We start from the raw sequence: 17,052 nt of genomic DNA, 5'->3' as shown, positions 1-17,052 counted from the left end.
GGTAATGGTGGTGGTCAGGCGCCACGGGTCGGGGGCGGCGTCTTCGCCTTGTATTCGCACAGATCCGCGATCGGGCAGCGCCAGCACTCCGGCTTGCGCGCCTTGCAGACGTAGCGTCCGTGCAGAATCAGCCAGTGGTGGGCGTCCTGCAAGTAGGCCTTCGGGGTCAGGCGCATCAGGCGCTTTTCCACCTCCAGCACGGTCTTGCCCGGGGCCAGGCCGGTGCGGTTGGCGACCCGGAAGATGTGGGTGTCCACCGCGATGGTGGGGACGCCGAAGGCGGTGTTGAGGATCACGTTCGCGGTCTTGCGACCAACCCCCGGTAGGGCTTCCAGCGATTCGCGATCACGCGGGACCTCGCCCCCGTGGCGCTCCACCAGCAGGCGGCAAGTCTTCATCACGTTCTCGGCCTTGGCGTTGTACAGGCCGATGGTCTTGATGTGTTCCTTGAGACCGTCCAGGCCCAGTTCGAGGATGGCCTCGGGGGTGTTCGCCACCGGGTAGAGACGGCGCGTGGCCTTGTTGACGCCGACATCCGTGGCCTGGGCCGACAGGATGACCGCGATCAAAAGTTCAAAGGGGGTGTCGTAATCGAGCTCGGTCGTCGGCTCGGGGTTCGCCGCCTTCAGGCGTTCGAAGATGGCTTCTCGCTTCGCGGCGTTCATGGATGCGGGGGCTCCAAACAAACCGGCCCCGCTTCGCGGGGCCGGCAACTCGCGTAGTGGCGTTGCTCAGACGTGGCGGAAATGGCCAATATCCGGCGCGGCGTCGCGCGGGTTGGACTCGGCTTCCTTCTCCAGGTCCTTGATCAGCTTGGCGTGCTTCTCTTCGATGTCGTGCATCGCCTTTTCGTCCATCTTCGGGAAGATGACGTCACGGATGAACGAACCCAGCTCGTCCAGGCAGCTCGGCCAGTACTTGTCGTTCAAGTGGAACGCATGGTGGGCATGGGTGCCCATCGGGTAGCTGTCGAACTTGCGGATCATGGTGTAGGACAGGTCGCTGTCCTTCTCGACAAAGTCCTTGGCGAAGTCGTACCACCACTTGTAGTACTTCTCCTGGAGCTCGTCGTTGAACCCGTGGTTCTCGAAAAAGGCGGCGATCGTGCCGCGCGGGGCGAGGCCGTAGCGCGTGCCGCGCTTGCCAGCAAACGGGAAGTGTCCAGCCATGCCAATCTCCTGGGACGTTTGAATGTCCGGGGCGGTGGCCCCGGTAGAACGGATTCGTGGCGCCGGAAGTTTACCGGCTGACAGCCAGGAATCAAGGCCGGAGCCGATCAGGCGTTGTCGGGGCTCGCCTCGGTTGCGGTCGCGGTCTCGTCGCCGGTGGGGCTCGGTTCCGCTTCGAACTGGCTGTCGATCCAGTTCTTGGCGGCGATCAGCAGGCCCATGGCCATGAAGGCGCCGGGGGGCAGCAGGGCCAGCAGGAAGCCGTGCTCGGACGGGTAGAGCTGCAGGGTCATGCCGTGGCCCCAGTCGCCGAACAGCAGGTGGGCGTTGGCCATCAGCGTGCCCTGGCCGAGGACCTCGCGCAGGGCACCCAGGGCAATCAGCACGCCGGTGAAGCCCAGCCCCATCATCAGCCCGTCCAGCGCGGCGCGCGGGACCGAGTTGCGTGAGGCGAAGGCCTCGGCGCGGCCAATGATCGCGCAGTTGGTCACGATCAGCGGGATGAAGATGCCGAGGATCAGGTACAGCCCGTGAAACCAGGCGTTCATCGCCAGTTCGATGGCGGTGACGATGGAGGCAATGATCAGCACGTACACCGGGATGCGGATCTCCGGGCGCGCATGGTCACGGATCAGCGAGACCAGCACGTTCGACAACAGCAGGGTCAGGGTGGTCGCGATGCCGAGGCCGATCGCGTTGACCATGGTGCCGGAGATCGCCAGCAGCGGACACAGGCCCAGCAGCTGCACCAGACCGGGGTTGTTGTGCCACAGGCCGTCGCGAATGATTTCGGTCAGGGTCGGGTTCATCGGTTTGCCTCGTCGTCCCCGTTGGCTTCGTTGTGCGGGAGCGGTTCCACCACGGAGCCGGTCGCGTCGGGCCGGGTCGCCAGCAGCTCCTCGCGGTGTTGGGCGAAGTATTCCAGTGTGCGATAGACGGCGCGAACCACCGCACGCGGGGTAATGGTGGCCCCGGTGAACTGGTCGAAGACCCCGCCGTCCTTGCGCACGTGCCAGCCCTCGGCCGGTGGGTTGCCCAGCGAGCGCCCGTCGAAGCCGCGGATCCAGTCGGAGCGCTCGGCCTCGATGGCATCGCCCAGGCCCGGGGTCTCGCGGTGCGCGGAGACCCGCACGCCCTGGAGTTCGCCGTCGCGGTCGACGCCGATCAGCAGGTGGATATTGCCACTGTAGCCGTCCGGGGCGATCGCGGAGAAGACGATGCCGACCACCTCGTCCTCGGCATCGCGGGCGAACCAGACCGGCAGGGGGCCTCCACCCAGCAGCTCGTGGTGGAGATCGATGGTGTCGTGGACCGGGTCGTTGCGGTAGTCGAGTTCCCCGGTCAGCTCCGCGATGCGGTTGCGATTGACCGCCATGCGGTTCTCCGCGATGCGCGCCTCGGTGGAGTCCTGTACCAGGGCGACGATGCCGGCCCCGGCGGCGGCAAACCCAGCGAGCAGGGCGGTCGCCAGCAGGATGTCCCGTGGCTTCAGATTACCCATGGCCGTCCCCCGGTGGCGGTCCGCGGCGCTCGCGCCCGAAGATGCGCGGGCGCGTCAGGTGGTCCAGGGTCGGGGCGACCATGTTCATCAACAGTACGGCGAAGGCGACCGCATCCGGGTAGCCGCCCCAGGTGCGGATGACGAAGATCAGCACGCCGATGCCGGCCCCGTAGAGGATGCGCCCCAGCGGAGTGGTGGAGGCGGACACCGGGTCGGTGGCGATGAAGAAGGCGCCAATGATCACCGCGCCGCTGAATACATGGAAGGCCGGCGAGGCGAAGGAGTCCGGGTCCAGCATCCAGAAGAAGCCGGCCGGGATCGCCACGCCCAGGATCACCGCCACCGGGATGTGCCAGTGGATGATCCGCCGGAACAACAGGTACAGCCCGCCGAGCAGGAAGAAATTGCCGATCCACTCCCAGCTGGTTTCGCTGAAGCTGCCGAACAGCGGGCTGGTGGTGATCTCGTTGACCGTGCGTCCGGCGCCCAGGCCCTCGCGCATCGCATCCAGCGGTGTGGCGCGGGTGATGGCATCCCAGTCCATGGCGGCCGGCAGGCTGCCGGTGAGGACCGTCTGCAGCGTCTGCCCGAGGCCCAGCGACATCTCGGACAGGGTGTCCGGGGCCGGCCACAGGGCCATTTCGCGCGGGAACGAGACCAGTACCACCACGTAGCCGACCATCGCCGGGTTGAACGGGTTGTAGCCCAGCCCGCCATACAGGTGCTTGGCGACGATGATGGCGAAGGCGATGCCGATCAGGGTGACCCAGACGGGTGTGAGCGGCGGTACCGCCAGCGCGAACAGCCAGCCGGTGACGATCGCCGAGTTGTCACCCAGCGTGGCCATCACCGGGCGCTTGCGGGCGGCGACGATCGCGGCCTCGAAGGCCACCGCGAACAGCACCGCCAGGACCACATTGACCAGTACGCCCCAGCCGAAGAACCAGGCCATGGCGAGGGTGCCGGGCACCAGCGCCATCAGGACCTGCTGCATGACCCCGCCCACCGAGTGGGCCGGGATCATGTGCGGCGAGGATTCGGTGCGAAAGCGCATCAGCGGTCGCCCGTGTCCGTGGAATCGCGTTCGCCGGATTGGGCGGGTTCGGTGTGCGTCTCGGGGGTGGCGGCCGCCTTGTCCGCTTGCTCGGTCGCCGCGCCCTCGACGGCGTCCCCGGCCTTGGCGGCCTTGCGCGCTCGGGCGCGCTCGAGCGCGGCCTGAATGGCGGCCTGTTTGTCACTGTTTTCGTTACTGTCGCCGTCGGCGCTGCTGTCTTTCTTCTTGAGCGCGGCTTTCTTCTTGGCCATGCGTTCGGCCTTTTCGCGTTCCTCGCGCTCGATGCGTTCCTGGCGAAACTCGTAGCGTTCGCGCGCGATATCCGACTTCTGGCGCTCCTTCTCGCGCGCCCAGATCTCGTTCTTGGCATAGCGGTAGTACTGCACCAGCGGGATGTTGCTGGGGCAGACATGCGCGCAGCAGCCACATTCGATGCAGTCGAACAGGCCGTAGTCCTGGGTCGCGTCGAAGTCCTTGGCCCTGGCCTGCCAGTACAGCTGCTGCGGCAGCAGTTGCGCCGGGCAGACGGCCGCGCACTCGCCGCAGCGGATGCAGGGCATCAGCGGGCCGGGTGCGGGCGTGTCCTGCGGACGGGTCGCCAGCAGGCAGTTGGTCCCCTTGATCACCGGGATGGCGTCGTCATGGACCGCGAAGCCCATCATCGGGCCGCCCATCACCAGGCGGTCCACGCCCTCGGCATAGCCACCGGCGGCGGCGATCACATCGGCGAACGGGGTCCCCAGCAGGGCCTCGACATTGCGCGGATGCTGCACGCCCGGCCCGGTGACGGTGACGATGCGTGACAGCAGCGGGCGACCCTGAATGACGGCGTCGCAGACGGCCTTGAAGGTGCCGGGGTTGTTGCAGATTATCCCGATATCCGCCGGCAGGCCGCCGCTGGGGACCTCCTGGCCGGTGAGGACCTTGATCAGCTGGCGCTCGCCGCCAGTGGGATAGATGGATGGCACCGAGACCAACTGGAGCCGCTCGCGCAGTTCGCCGGGAAGGGTCTCGGTCAGTGCCCGCATGGCCTCCGGCATGTTGTCTTCCACCGCGAACAGTACGCGCTCCACACCCAGCAGGTGGGCGACGATGCGGATGCCCTCGAATACCGCCTCGGGGGCGCTGCGCAGCAGCGAGTCGTCGGCGCTGATGTAGGGTTCGCACTCGGCCCCGTTCACGATCAGCGTGTGGATGCGCTGGCCGGCGCGCGGATTGAGCTTGACCGCGGTAGGAAAGGCCGCCCCGCCCAGTCCGACGATCCCGGCATCGCGAATGCGTTGGCGCAGCTTGCGGGGGTCGCGGGTGTCCCAGTCCAGCCAGGGCTCCATGCGGGTTTCGCCCCAGTCGTCGCGGCCATCGCTTTGGATGGTCATGCAGGGGGCGCTGAGGCCCGAAGGGTGGGGTACCGCGTGGTCGGCGATCTCTACCACCTCGCCGGAGGTGGGGGCATGCACGTGGGCGGCGATATAGCCCTTGGACTGGCCAATCCGCTGGCCCTTGGTCACACGGTCCCCGACTGCCACGCAGGGCTCCGCCGCCTCGCCGATATGCTGGCCCAGGGGGACGATCAGCCGGGACGGCACGCCCATCACCAGCACCGGGTCGCGGGTGCTGGCGTCGGTCTCTTCGGCCAGTTTCAGGCCCCCATGGAAGCGATGCAGCTGCATAAGCGTATTCTAACGGTTCGCGGGCATCCGGCTCAGCCGGACTGCCGCGAACCGTCCGCGATGACGTGGATGGGCCGTTCGATCGGCGAAGGGTTCGGCTCCGACCAGCGCCATTCGGTGATGTCGGTGCCGACCGGGACCATGGTGATGCAGTCCACCGGGCAGGGCTCGATGCACAGCTCGCAGCCGGTGCATTCTTCCTCGATCACGGTGTGCATCTGCTTGGCAGCCCCGAGGATCGCGTCCACCGGGCAGGCCTGGATGCACAGGGTGCAGCCGATGCAGATGTTCTCGTCGATGATGGCGACGGCCTTCTCCTGCTCTTCTTCCTCCAGCGGTGTGGGCTCGCGGTCGAGCAGGTCCGCGAGGGCACGCACGGTCGCCTGGCCGCCGGGCGGACAGCGGTTGATGTCCGCTTCGCCCGCGGCGATGGCCTCGGCGTACGGGCGGCAGCCGGGATACGAGCACTGGCCGCACTGGGTCTGCGGCAGCAGGGCATCGATCTGATCGACGACTGGATCCGCCTCCACGCGAAAGCGCTGTGCGGCGAAGCCCAGAATCACCCCGAACACGGCGGCCAGGCCGCCGATCGCGAGGATGGCGTACAGCACGCTCACAGCCGTACCAGCCCGGAAAAGCCCATGAACCCCAGCGACATCAGCCCGGCGGTAATCATGGCGATCGCGCTGCCGCGGAACATCACCGGCACGTCGGCCACCGCGATCCGCTCACGGATGGCGGAGAACAGGATCAGGACCAGCGAGAAACCGACCGCGGCGCCGAAGCCGTACAGGGCCGACTCGACGAAGTTGTGCGCTTCCTGGACGTTCAGCAGGGCGACGCCCAGCACCGCGCAATTGGTGGTGATCAGAGGCAGGAAGATGCCCAGCACGTTGTACAGCAGGGGCGAGGTCTTGCGCACCACCAGCTCGGTGAACTGCACCACGGCGGCGATCACCAGGATGAAGGCAATGGTGCGCAGGTACTCCAGCCCGAGCGGGAGCAGCAGGTATTCGTTGATCACGTAGGAGCTGACCGCGGACAACGTCAGCACGAAGGTCGTGGCCAGGCCCATGCCGGTGGCCGTCTCGACCTTGCGTGAGACCCCCATGAACGGGCACAGGCCCAGAAACTTCACCAGTACGAAGTTGTTCACGAGGATCGTACTGATGAGTATCAGGACGTATTCCACGTTAAATCCGAGTCGTCAGGTCAACAATACAGTATCCGGGAGTGGTACAGCGTACTCAACCCCGAGGGCTTCGTGGGTACCCGCTTTCTGCGGAGTGACCCCGTCTTTGGGCGGCTTCCAGGTGTGCGGCGGACAGCCTTCTTGTCAGCGGTCCTGAGTAAGAGACTAGCTGCCCTGCGCGCCCGCGGGCATGAGCGAGGTTAAGGGCCGTACCGGATGCGCGTCCTGCGCATTCGGGTCGGCCTCGGGCCGGGCGGTCATTAGCCAGGCCTGGTGCGCGCAATCGAGCTCGTCGCCACGCGCGGACAGGACCAGCACCGTCTCGGGCGTGCGGCCGATCTCTTCCGCCAGACGGCGGTAACTGCCGGCATCCCGCCGGCCCCCGATCCGGGTATCGAACAGCCCGTCCAGGCACTCTTCCACTTCCGGGTGCGGGCTGTGGCGCAGCCAGTCGCGCTGCACCGGGGCCGGGGTTGCGCCGAAACTGTAGAGGGCGACGCCGGCCGCGTGCAGGCGCACCAGGGCTTCGGCTGTGGCCGCGTCCAGTTGCGGCTGCAGCGCGCCGGCCTCCAGCGCGTCCGCCCAGACCATGCCCTGCAGTTGGCGCACCGGGGTAATGTCCTGGCCGCCGCGAATCCAGGCGCGGATCTGGGCGAGCAGGCCATCCGCGTCCAGCTCGCGCCCGGAGTAGGCGAGGATATCCGCCAGGGTGCGCTGTACCGCGGTGGACTCCGCGTGACGCTCGAGGAAGCCGGGCAGCGCCTCCTGGGCATGTGGCTCCAGCGTCTCGCGCAGCACGCCGGATGGGGCAAGGATCCCTTCGAAGGCCAGGATGATGGCCTGAGGCGCCGAATGCGCGGCAGAGGCGGCCATTACACGACGAGCTGGCGGGCCAGCGTCTCGCATTCGAACATGAACTCGAAGGCTTCGGTTCGCTGCATCGCCAGTTCTACGGTCTGACCCCAGGTGTAGAGGCCGTGCCCGTTGATCAGATACCCGGCAAGCTCCGGATGGCGCGTCATGGCGGCGTCGACCTGGGCGGCCAACTGCTGCATGTCCGGGTGATTGGCAAACACCGGGATCTGGAGGCCGCGCGAGGGGTGTTCGCAACCCGGGAGTTCGCGCAGGGCCTCGTAGTCGCGCAGCAGCAGCGTCCCGGCGACCTGGCGCGAAAGCACCGTGCCGTGGACGCTGTGCGTGTGCAGCACGGCCCCCAGCTTGGGGTCGTGGCGGTACATGATGATGTGCAGGAAGGTCTCGGGGCCGGGGTCTCCGCTGCCGGAGATCAGGTGGCCTTCCAGATCGACGACCATGAAGTCGTGCGCATCCAGCAGATCCTTGCCGCGCCCGGGAGCGGTAATGACAATGTGCTGGTCATCCAGGCGCGCGGAGAAGTGCCCGGTGCGCGCGGGGAGCCAGCCGTGTTCCGCGAGCTCGCGTCCGGCGTCGGCCAGCAGGCGGACCTGTGCTTTGAATTCGGGGCTTTGTTCCATGCGTCCGGGGACCGAGAAAAGAGCGGCAGCTTACGCGAGCAACGGGCGCAAATCCATGGGCCGCGGGTGTTCTGCGTAAATCGCGCCGCCGGGGGCGAGCACTACTTGACGCGCATGCCGGGCCGGGCGCCGTCATCCGGATTCAGGATGTACAGCTCCGAGCCGCCCGGGCCGGCGGCCAGCACCATGCCCTCGGAGACGCCGAAGCGCATCTTGCGCGGGGCCAGGTTGGCGACCATCACGGTATGCTGACCGATCAAGTCCTCCGGCGCGTAGGCGGACTTGATGCCGGCGAATACCTGGCGCGTCTCATCGCCGATGTCCAGGGTCAGCTTCAGCAGCTTGTCCGCGCCCTCGACGTGTTCGGCGTTGGCGATGCGCGCGATGCGCAGATCCACCTGGGCGAAGGTGTCGAAGTCGATGGTCGCGGCGATCGGATCCACGGTCGCCTCCGGGGCGGCGTTGTCGGTGGCGCTGGATGCCTCGGTCGCGGCCAGGGTGGCCTTCGACGCCTCCAGCAGCTTGTCGATGGTCTCCGCTTCGATGCGGGTCATCAGCGGCTTGAACTTCTGGATGCTGCGTCCGATCAGCGGCTCGCGGCTGGCCCAGCGGGTGTCTTCCAGGTTCAGGAAAGCGGCGGCGTCGGCGGCGAGCTTCGGCAGCACCGGGGCGAGATAGACGATCAGGATCCGGAACAGGTCCAGCCCCTGGGTGTTGATCGCCTGGACCTCGGCCTCGCGGCCCTCCTGCTTCGCCAGGACCCAGGGCTGGGCCTCGTCGATGTACTGGTTGGCCTGGTCGGCCAGGGCCATGATGCGGCGCATCGCCTGGGCGAATTCGCGCTTCTCGAACGCCTCGGCGATCGCCTCGCCCTCGGCAACGAAGGCCTCGTGCAGGTCCGGGCGCGGGAGTTCCGCGGCCAGTTCGCCGTTGGAGCGCTTGTTGATGAAGCCGGCGCAACGGCTGGCGATGTTGACCACCTTGCCGACCAGGTCCGAGTTCACCCGCTGCACGAAGTCGTCGAAATTCAGGTCCAGGTCGTCGACGCTGTCGCCCAGTTTGGCGGCCAGGTAGTAACGCAGGGACTCCGGGTTCAGGTGGTCCAGGTAATCGCGGGCGCGGATGAAGGTCCCGCGCGACTTGGACATCTTCTGACCATTGACGGTCAGGAAGCCGTGGCAGAACACCGCCGAGGGGGTGCGATAGCCCGCACCGTGCAGCATGGCCGGCCAGAACAGGGTGTGGAAGTAGGCGATGTCCTTGCCGATGAAGTGATACAGCTCGGCGTCGGAGTCCGCCCCCCACCAGGCGTCGAAGTCCAGCCCCTGCTGCGCGGCGTAGGCGCGAAAGCTCGCCATATAGCCGATCGGTGCGTCGAGCCAGACGTAGAAGTACTTGCCCGGCGCATCGGGGATCTCGAAGCCGAAGTAGGGTTTGTCGCGGGAGATGTCCCAGTCGCTGAGACCGGTGTCGAACCACTCGTCCAGCTTGTTGCGGATCGCGTCCTGAAGGCGTCCGGAGCGGGTCCATTCGCGCAGGAAGGCCTCGAAGTCGCCGAGCTTGAAGAAGTAGTGCTCGGAGGCGCGCGACTCCGGGCGCGCACCGCTGATCGCGGAGACCGGGTCCTTCAGGTCCAGCGGGCTGTAGGTCGCGCCGCAGGCCTCGCAGGAATCGCCGTACTGTTCCGCGGCGCCGCATTTGGGGCAGGTGCCCTTGATGAAGCGATCGGGCAGGAACATCCCGGCCTCGGGGTCATAGGCCTGGTCGATGGTGCGGGTCTCGATATGTCCGGCATCGCGCAGCGCGGTGTAGATCTGCCCGGCCAGCTCGCGGTTCTCGTCCGAATGGGTGGAGTGGTAGTGGTCGAACCCGATGCGGAATTCGGCGAAGTCGGCCTCGTGTTCCTGGCGCACGCGGGCGATCAGTTCTTCCGGCTCAATGCCCTCGGCGCGCGCCTTGAGCATGATCGGCGTGCCGTGGGCGTCGTCCGCGCAGACATAGATGACCTCGTGACCGCGCGAACGCTGGAACCGCACCCAGATATCGGTCTGGATGTATTCCACCAGGTGGCCCAGGTGGATCGGGCCGTTGGCGTAGGGCAGGGCGCTGGTGACGAGGATCTTGCGCGGGGTATCGGTCATTGCTTGGCTCGTTTGGGTGGCACCGGGCGCGGGTGCAGGGGCGCTATTGTCGGGTTTGGCTCGCGGGTTGTCGAGGCGTGCCAAGGGCTTCGGCATGTTGTCCACAGAAGTTGTGGATAACTCTGTGGGCAACCCGGTGGAATCGGTCGCCAGGCCTTGCCACACAAGGCCGCATGACAAATTGGTTAAAAAACGACCAACACATAAGAAGGCCGGGAAAACAGTATTTTGCAGAACAATGGTGCAGCGACTTAGATGCTTGTTCGCCTATCTTGGCCGATGTTCCCTATCTTCAGGTCCTTTGTGCATAAAACCGTCGCAAGGGCCTTGACACCTGCCTTGATTCGCGCCTGGGGGGCTACGGAAAGGACGGGTGGCTCGTGGTGCCATTGGCGTGGTGCACCGAGGCCAGTAGAATCGCGCGATCACTCCCAACATCGGATGCCACGTACCCATGGCCGAACTCGCGCGAGAGCAGATCGAAAACGCCCTGAAGACCGTTCAGGACAAGTACCTCGAGCAGGACCTGGTCGCCGCCGGCGAGGTCCGGGACATCCGCGTGGACGGTGCCCGTGCCGCGATCGATATCCAGATGGGGTATTCCGCTGCTGGGTACCACGACGAGCTGCGCGCCGCCATCCAGGGCGCACTGGCGGGTGTGGCCGGGCTCGAGTCCTCCGAGGTCACCATCAGCACGAAGGTCACGACCCACGCGGTGCAGAAGAGCCTGAAGCCAATGGCGGGGATCAAGAACATCATCGCCGTGGCTTCCGGCAAGGGCGGGGTGGGCAAGTCCACGACCGCGGTCAACCTGGCGCTGGCCCTGGTCGCCGAGGGCGCGCAGGTCGGTATCCTGGATGCCGACATCTATGGCCCCAGCCAGCCGCGCATGCTGGGGATCAAGGACAAGCCGGAATCCAAGGACGGCAAGAGCATGGAGCCGCTGGAGCGCCACGGCGTGCAGGCGATGTCCATTGGTTTCCTGATCGACGAGGACACGCCAATGATCTGGCGTGGCCCGATGGTTACCCAGGCGCTGGAGCAGCTCCTGAACGAGACCAACTGGAAGGAGCTGGACTACCTGATCATCGACCTGCCGCCGGGCACCGGTGACATCCAGCTCACCCTGTCGCAGAAGATCCCGGTCTCCGGTTCGGTGATCGTGACCACGCCGCAGGACATCGCGTTGCTGGATGCGCGCAAGGGCCTGCGCATGTTCGAGAAGGTCGAGGTGCCGGTGCTCGGCATCATCGAGAACATGAGCATCCACATCTGCTCGAAGTGCGGCCACGAGGAATACATCTTCGGCCAGGGCGGCGCCGAGGGCATGGCGGAGGAATACGGCGTGGATCTGCTGGGTGCCCTGCCGCTGGACATCCGCATCCGCGAGCAGGCGGACGGTGGCGAACCCACCGTGGTCGCCGACCCGGAGGGCCGCATCACGGAGATCTACCGCGAGATCGCACGGCGCACGGGTGCCAAGCTGGCCGAGCAGTCCAAGGACTACAGCAGCAAATTCCCCAACATCGTGATCCAGGACAACTGATCCGGTGCGCCACCAGGGACAGGGCCAATGAGCATCAAGGCGGACCGCTGGATTCGGGAGATGGCCGAGACGAAGGGCATGATCGAGCCCTTCGAGCCCGGCCAGATCCGCTACCGCGACGAGCAGCGGATCGTGTCCTACGGGACCTCGAGCTACGGCTATGACGTGCGCTGCTCCGATCACTTCAAGATCTTCACCAACATCAACTCCAGCATTGTCGACCCCAAGGGCTTCGACGAGGGCAGTTTCGTGGACGTGCAGTCGGACTGCTGCATTATCCCGCCGAACTCCTTTGCCCTGGCGCATACGGTCGAGTACTTCCGCATCCCGCGCGATGTGCTGACCATCTGTCTGGGCAAGTCGACCTACGCGCGCTGCGGCATCATCGTGAACGTGACCCCACTGGAGCCCGAGTGGGAGGGCCACGTGACGCTGGAGTTCTCCAACACCACGCCGCTGCCCGCCAAGATCTACGCCAACGAGGGCGTGGCGCAGATGCTGTTCCTGCAGTCCGACGAGGTCTGCGAGACCTCCTACAAGGACCGCGGTGGCAAATACCAGGGCCAGCGCGGCGTCACGCTCCCGCGCACCTGACCCAACCCTTCAAGTACGGAGTAGGCCCGCCATGCGTATCGTGATCGCGCTGGGCGGTAACGCCCTGCTGCAACGCGGCGAGACCCCCTCGGCCGAGGCCCAGCAGCACAACGCCCAGCGTGCGGCGGCAGCCATCGCGGCCGTGGCGTGCGAGCACGAGGTGGTCGTCACCCACGGCAACGGGCCGCAGGTGGGGTTGCTCGCCAATCAGGCGGAATGCGATCGCATCGCCTGGCCGCTGGATGTGGTCGGGGCCGAGAGCCACGGCATGATCGGCTACATCCTGGCGCGGGAGCTGCATAACGCGCTGGGCCATGACCGGGTGGCGAGTCTGCTCACCCAGACCGAGGTCGACCCGAACGACCCCGCCTTCGACCACCCGGAAAAGTTCATTGGCCCGACCTGGGACGCGGCCCGCGCCCGCGCGCTGGCCGACGAGCGCGGCTGGGACGTGGCACCAGACGGCGAGGGCTGGCGGCGGGTGGTGGCGTCGCCGGAGCCGCAACGCCTGCTGGGTATGGAGGCCGTCCGCAGTCTCGTGGATGGCGGGTCGGTGGCGATCTGTGCCGGGGGCGGCGGCGTACCGGTCGCGCGTGACGGCGACGGGCGTCTATACGGCATCGAGGCCGTGGTGGACAAGGACCTGACGGCCGCGCGCCTGGCCGCGCATGTCGGGGCGGACTGGCTGTTGATGTTGACCGATGTCGACGGCGTCTACATGGACTGGGGCACGCCGGACGCCCGGCGCCTGAAGGCGCTTCTGGTTACGGCCGTGGAGCCGGCAGCGTACCCGGGCGGTTCCATGGGGCCGAAGATGGAGGCTGCACGGCGCGCTGCCCAGGGCGGCATTCGGGTCGGGATCGGTTCGCTGGAGGACGCCGCGGCTATCCTGGCCGGACAGGCGGGGACCCGGATCCTGCCGGTGGGCGCCGCCTGAAGCCCTTGCCGGAACCCCTGCCTGTTACACTCGATGTTGCGCGCCCGCCGCAGAGTTTGCAGGCTTCGAGTACACATGGATCAAGAGTGAAGATGATGCGAGAGATTCAGCGAGCCGCCCCCCTGGTGATCGGTCTGACGGCCGTGGGTCTGCTGGCGCTAGGCTGCGGCAGCGGCGAGCCGGAGGAGTCGGCCGGCCCCGCCCAGGGCCTGGAGCAGGGCGGCATCACGCCGCAGGACATGTCCAGTGACGAGGCGCGGCGCCCGCAGCAAAGCGGCATGCCCGCCGCGGACGTGAAGCGCGCAACCGACTGATTGGATCGCTGGCCTGCGGGGATTCCCCTGCGGTCACCACATGAGGTCGTCGGGTACGACGTAGTCCTTGTATGGGTCGTCCGGGGCAGGTTCCGATCCGGTTTCGTCCTCGGCGGGGATGACCAGTGGCCATTCCGGGTCGCGCTCGCGGATGCGGTCGGCGGTCTCGCGCGGGATGACCCGGAACCCCTTTTCCGGGCGCACATCCAGGCCGGCAAGCGCGGCGCGGCCGTCGGCCAGGCGCTTTTGCAGGTCGGCGGTCACCGGGAGGTGGCGGATCTGCCCGCCCTGCTGAAAGTGATAATCCAGCGCGGCATCGCCGGTGGGAATCGGCGCCAGGTGGGTGCTGACCAGTTCGCGGATCTGCGCGTGACGGGCCCGGCGCTCGGCGCGCTCCTGTTGTTCGCGGTTCTTCTGTCGCGAACGCTCGGCCTGCTCCGCCTTGCGCGCTTCGGCCACGCCCGGGTCCGGACCCGTGTTGCGGTCCTTCTTCTTCTTTGCGTTCCCCTTCTGGGCCTTGTGCTTTTGCGACTTGGCCTGGCGAACCTGTTTTTCGTCGACCAGCCCCGTTTTCAGGAGCTGGCTGCGCAGATCATCCGACATGAATCCTGCCGTGTTCGGTCAATGTGCGGGGAGCATAGCCGGAATGCGGCCTTGCGTGCAGCACGTGCTGTTCAGGCGGCCATGAACTCGCGCAATCCGTCGCGGATCTCGGCGTCCGACAGATCGGGGAACAGGGTGTGCAATCGGCGCTGGCGGTCGATGGCGAATGCGGGGGTGGTCTGCGGCGCCACGCGCCGGGCCTCCGCGAGCAGTTGCAGGCCGGCGAGCCGCTCGCTTTGAAGTTCCAGTGCCAGCACCGCGCGGTAAAGCGCGTTGCGCTCGGGGGTGTGGAGCCGCCGGCGCAGTGCGCGGAGGCGTTCGGTGGAGGATGACTGCCAGCGCCGGGCCGTTTGCCGCAGTACGCGCCATTGCGAGGGTCCGAGGGGCTGCGGGTACCACAGGGCAAACAACGCCAGCATCACGTCCACGCCAAATTCGTCCTGCCAGCGCATCAGACGTTCGCGAGCGGTGGGATCGACCCACAGTGCGTCGGCGAATGCCCAGAAGGCGTCGAAGTCCGTGGCCGGCTCCGGAGTGTCGCCGGCTTCAGGCACTGCTCGCGGCGGAGGTGAAGGTGACCCCGGCCGTGTTGCGCAGGCCGTCGGGCTGGAGGATCTCCAGGTCCCGGGTGTGCAGGTTGATTACGCCCTGGTTGCGCAGCTGAGTAAACAGCCGGCTGATGGTTTCCTGGGTCAGGCCCAGGTGGTTGGCGATGTCTGCCCGGGACATGGGCAGGTAGAACCGTTCGGGGGACAGGCCGCGGGCGCGATGACGCTCCGACAGGGCGATAAGGAAGGTCGCCAGACGCTGCTCCGCGGTACGTTGGCCGAGCAACGCGTGCAGGCTTTCGTCCTGGGCCAGTTCCTGGCTCATCACGCTCATCATGTGCTGGCGGAAGGTTGGCAGGCGGCCGGCGAGGTCGTCGACATGCCCGTAGGGCACGGCGCAGACGCTGGTGGACTCCAGCGCAATGGCACTGACCGGATGCTTGCCGGAGTGGATCGCGTCCAGCCCCAGGAGGTCGCCGGCCAGCGCGAAGCCGGTGATCTGTTCGGTCCCGTCATCGGAGATCAGCACCGTTTTCAGTGCCCCGGTGCGGACCGCGTACAGCGCTTCGAACTTGGTCCCCATGGTGAACAGGGGCGCACCCTTGGCGATCGGCCGGCGTTGCTGGACGATTTGGTCGAGTTGCCAGAGTTCATCCTGGGGCAGGCCCATAGGCAGGCAGAGCTGGCGGAGGGTGCAGTGCTGGCAGGCTTGAGTGGGTCGTAGCGTCATGGGTGCAGGGTAGCCGTTTTTTCGACGTTGGGGAAAGCGATTTTCGGGGTATGCCATCGGGGGCGGGAATGCGGTACTGTCCCCAAGAGTTGTAGGCGATTACAGAAGGTTTTGCCGTCGGTCAGGGGGTCGCGCCCCGAGATGACTCGGGGTCCCCTCCCTCCGACGGCTGCGTGGACAATGCGGGCCATCGGTAATTAGACTGAGTCTAAAGTCTGCGGCGTGGTCAGGGTCGGCATTACGCGTGGGGGCTGAGAGACCCGACTGCCAGAACAAGGACAGGGGTAGCGATGATCGAGCGGTTACTGGAGCAATACATACGCTACGGGACCTTCGTGCTGCGGCATCCGGATGGCCGTGAGCAGCGTTTCGGGAACGGCGCGCCGGAAGTCACCATGCAGGTGCATGACAAGGCGGCGTTGCGCAAGATTGGGCGCGACCCGGGCTTCCAGCTGGGCGAGACCTACATGGACGGCCTGTGGTCGCCCGGCCCCGAGGGCCTGCAGGTGTTCCTCGACGTGGCCATGCGCAACTTCGCGCCGATGTTCAAGCAGCGGGTCAACCCTGCAGTGCGCATGCTGCGGGCCCTGATCGAGCAGGGCAACAAGGTGGCGCGCTGCTACCAGAACATCGCCCATCACTACGACGTCGATGAGTGGCTTTATCGTCAGTTCCTGGACGAGGGCATGTTCTACAGCTGCGCCTATTTCGAGCGCCCGGACATGACGCTGGAAGAGGCGCAGCAGGCCAAGTGCGCAATGCTGCGCAAGAAGCTGATGCTGGAGCCGGGGATGCGCGTGCTCGACATCGGTTGCGGCTGGGGCGGTCTGGCCTTCCATCTCGCCGAGCATGCCGACGTGCAGGTAGACGGCGTGACGCTGTCGAAGGAGCAGCTGCGGGTTGCCCGTGACGAGGCCAAGCGTCGGGGGCTCGAGGATCGAGTGCGGTTTCTCTATCAGGACTACCGCGAACACGACGACCAGTACGACCGCATTGTCAGCGTCGGCATGTTCGAGCATGTGGGCACGCCCAACTACGAGACGTTCTTCCGGCGCGTACATGATCTGCTGAAGCCGGAAGGCATCGCGGTGCTGCACACCATCGGGCGGCAGGAACCACCGGGTACCTCCAACCCCTGGCTGAGCAAGTACATCTTTCCGGGCGGGTATACGCCGGCCCTGTCCGAGGTGATGGGCGCGCTGGAGCCCACGCCGCTGTGCACCACCGATATCGAGTTCTGGCGCCTGCATTACGCCGAGACGCTGGCCGAGTGGTATCGCCGCTTCCAGACGGTGCGGGCCGAGGCCGTCGAACGCTTCGATGAGCGTTTCTGCCGCATGTGGGAGTTCTACCTGGCCAGTTGCGAGGGCACCTTCCGCTGGTGGGATCAGGTGGTGTTCCACGTGCAGATGGCCAAGCAGCAGGATGCGGTGCCGCTGACCCGCGATTACCTCTATCGGGACGATGCCCCCGAAGTGATCTCCACACCGCCCGGGAAGGCCCGGGCACAGCGCAGCGACGCCGCCTGAGGGCGCATCGGACGCGCCGGGCCGCTCGCGC

General features: G+C 66.6%; 19 protein-coding genes. 5 read left to right on the top strand and 14 right to left on the bottom strand.

Annotated elements, in window-relative coordinates; translation table 11 throughout:
- Nucleotides 1-14 precede the first annotated feature (14 nt).
- From nth to metG, 11 genes are all read right to left on the bottom strand, one after another.
- Nucleotides 15-665: an endonuclease III gene (gene nth / locus G333_RS0110005; protein WP_019628390.1), complete on the bottom strand. Its 651-nt coding sequence runs from the start codon at nucleotides 663-665 to the stop codon at nucleotides 15-17.
- A 66-nt stretch (nucleotides 666-731) separates the two neighbouring features.
- Nucleotides 732-1,169, bottom strand: a complete 438-nt coding sequence (locus G333_RS0110000) for a hypothetical protein (protein WP_018169451.1) — start codon at nucleotides 1,167-1,169, stop codon at nucleotides 732-734.
- A 107-nt stretch (nucleotides 1,170-1,276) separates the two neighbouring features.
- Entirely contained in the window at nucleotides 1,277-1,978 is a 702-nt protein-coding gene (locus G333_RS0109995; RefSeq protein ID WP_019628389.1) for an electron transport complex subunit E, read from the bottom strand.
- The gene (gene rsxG, locus G333_RS0109990) at nucleotides 1,975-2,670 is read right to left on the bottom strand and encodes an electron transport complex subunit RsxG (protein WP_019628388.1); all 696 of its coding nucleotides are present in this window, start codon (nucleotides 2,668-2,670) and stop codon (nucleotides 1,975-1,977) included. Before rsxG ends, G333_RS0109995 begins: the two co-directional genes overlap by 4 nt.
- Entirely contained in the window at nucleotides 2,663-3,724 is a 1,062-nt protein-coding gene (gene rsxD, locus G333_RS0109985) for an electron transport complex subunit RsxD (RefSeq protein ID WP_019563175.1), read from the bottom strand. The genes rsxG and rsxD overlap by 8 nt, the downstream gene beginning before the upstream one ends.
- Nucleotides 3,724-5,394 (bottom strand): electron transport complex subunit RsxC, encoded by a 1,671-nt coding sequence (gene rsxC / locus G333_RS0109980; protein WP_018951217.1) that lies wholly within the window; start codon nucleotides 5,392-5,394, stop codon nucleotides 3,724-3,726. Before rsxC ends, rsxD begins: the two co-directional genes overlap by 1 nt.
- A 32-nt stretch (nucleotides 5,395-5,426) precedes the next feature.
- The gene (rsxB, locus tag G333_RS0109975; RefSeq protein ID WP_018146037.1) at nucleotides 5,427-6,011 is read right to left on the bottom strand and encodes an electron transport complex subunit RsxB; all 585 of its coding nucleotides are present in this window, start codon (nucleotides 6,009-6,011) and stop codon (nucleotides 5,427-5,429) included.
- Nucleotides 6,008-6,586 carry an electron transport complex subunit RsxA gene (gene rsxA / locus G333_RS0109970; RefSeq protein WP_018146036.1) on the bottom strand — a complete coding sequence of 193 codons (579 nt, stop codon included), beginning with the start codon at nucleotides 6,584-6,586 and terminating at the stop codon, nucleotides 6,008-6,010. Before rsxA ends, rsxB begins: the two co-directional genes overlap by 4 nt.
- 165 nt (nucleotides 6,587-6,751) lie before the next feature.
- The gene (locus tag G333_RS0109965) at nucleotides 6,752-7,459 is read right to left on the bottom strand and encodes a hypothetical protein (protein ID WP_019628387.1); all 708 of its coding nucleotides are present in this window, start codon (nucleotides 7,457-7,459) and stop codon (nucleotides 6,752-6,754) included.
- On the bottom strand, nucleotides 7,459-8,079 hold the full coding sequence (gene mtnB / locus G333_RS0109960) for a methylthioribulose 1-phosphate dehydratase (protein WP_019628386.1): 621 nt from the start codon (nucleotides 8,077-8,079) through the stop codon (nucleotides 7,459-7,461). The genes G333_RS0109965 and mtnB overlap by 1 nt, the downstream gene beginning before the upstream one ends.
- A 101-nt stretch (nucleotides 8,080-8,180) precedes the next feature.
- Nucleotides 8,181-10,220 (bottom strand): methionine--tRNA ligase, encoded by a 2,040-nt coding sequence (gene metG, locus G333_RS0109955; protein ID WP_019628385.1) that lies wholly within the window; start codon nucleotides 10,218-10,220, stop codon nucleotides 8,181-8,183.
- Nucleotides 10,221-10,674: 454 nt separating this feature from the next.
- Between metG and apbC the strand changes: the two genes are divergently transcribed.
- The 4 genes from apbC (at nucleotide 10,675) to G333_RS0109935 (ending at nucleotide 13,611) form a co-directional block, all read left to right on the top strand.
- Complete coding sequence (gene apbC, locus G333_RS0109950; protein WP_018146032.1) at nucleotides 10,675-11,766, top strand: iron-sulfur cluster carrier protein ApbC; 1,092 nt, start codon at nucleotides 10,675-10,677, stop codon at nucleotides 11,764-11,766.
- A 27-nt stretch (nucleotides 11,767-11,793) separates the two neighbouring features.
- Complete coding sequence (gene dcd / locus G333_RS0109945; RefSeq protein ID WP_018146031.1) at nucleotides 11,794-12,360, top strand: dCTP deaminase; 567 nt, start codon at nucleotides 11,794-11,796, stop codon at nucleotides 12,358-12,360.
- A 31-nt stretch (nucleotides 12,361-12,391) separates the two neighbouring features.
- Nucleotides 12,392-13,297 carry a carbamate kinase gene (locus G333_RS0109940; protein WP_019628384.1) on the top strand — a complete coding sequence of 302 codons (906 nt, stop codon included), beginning with the start codon at nucleotides 12,392-12,394 and terminating at the stop codon, nucleotides 13,295-13,297.
- A gap of 95 nt (nucleotides 13,298-13,392) precedes the next feature.
- Nucleotides 13,393-13,611, top strand: a complete 219-nt coding sequence (locus G333_RS0109935) for a hypothetical protein (protein ID WP_026287977.1) — start codon at nucleotides 13,393-13,395, stop codon at nucleotides 13,609-13,611.
- 33 nt (nucleotides 13,612-13,644) lie between these two features.
- Here the strand turns inward: G333_RS0109935 and G333_RS0109930 are convergent, their stop codons facing one another.
- From G333_RS0109930 to fnr, 3 genes are all read right to left on the bottom strand, one after another.
- Nucleotides 13,645-14,214, bottom strand: a complete 570-nt coding sequence (locus tag G333_RS0109930) for a DUF2058 domain-containing protein (protein WP_018146028.1) — start codon at nucleotides 14,212-14,214, stop codon at nucleotides 13,645-13,647.
- Nucleotides 14,215-14,285: 71 nt separating this feature from the next.
- Complete coding sequence (locus G333_RS0109925; RefSeq protein WP_019628383.1) at nucleotides 14,286-14,768, bottom strand: DUF2390 domain-containing protein; 483 nt, start codon at nucleotides 14,766-14,768, stop codon at nucleotides 14,286-14,288.
- Nucleotides 14,761-15,492, bottom strand: coding sequence for a fumarate/nitrate reduction transcriptional regulator Fnr (gene fnr, locus G333_RS0109920; RefSeq protein ID WP_038034789.1), 732 nt, complete (start codon nucleotides 15,490-15,492; stop codon nucleotides 14,761-14,763). The genes G333_RS0109925 and fnr overlap by 8 nt, the downstream gene beginning before the upstream one ends.
- A 290-nt stretch (nucleotides 15,493-15,782) precedes the next feature.
- On the opposite strand from fnr, the gene G333_RS0109915 reads away from it, so the two are divergent.
- A complete protein-coding gene (locus G333_RS0109915; RefSeq protein WP_018938707.1) occupies nucleotides 15,783-17,021 on the top strand; it encodes a cyclopropane-fatty-acyl-phospholipid synthase family protein in 1,239 nt (412 codons plus the stop codon).
- Nucleotides 17,022-17,052 lie beyond the last annotated feature (31 nt).

Origin of the sequence: Thioalkalivibrio sp. AKL10 (assembly GCF_000381845.1) — a bacterium.
GTDB classification, from domain to species: domain Bacteria; phylum Pseudomonadota; class Gammaproteobacteria; order Ectothiorhodospirales; family Ectothiorhodospiraceae; genus Thioalkalivibrio; species Thioalkalivibrio versutus.
The sequence above is the reverse complement of the archived record's forward strand: the minus strand, read 5'-3'. Positions and strand labels throughout refer to the sequence as shown.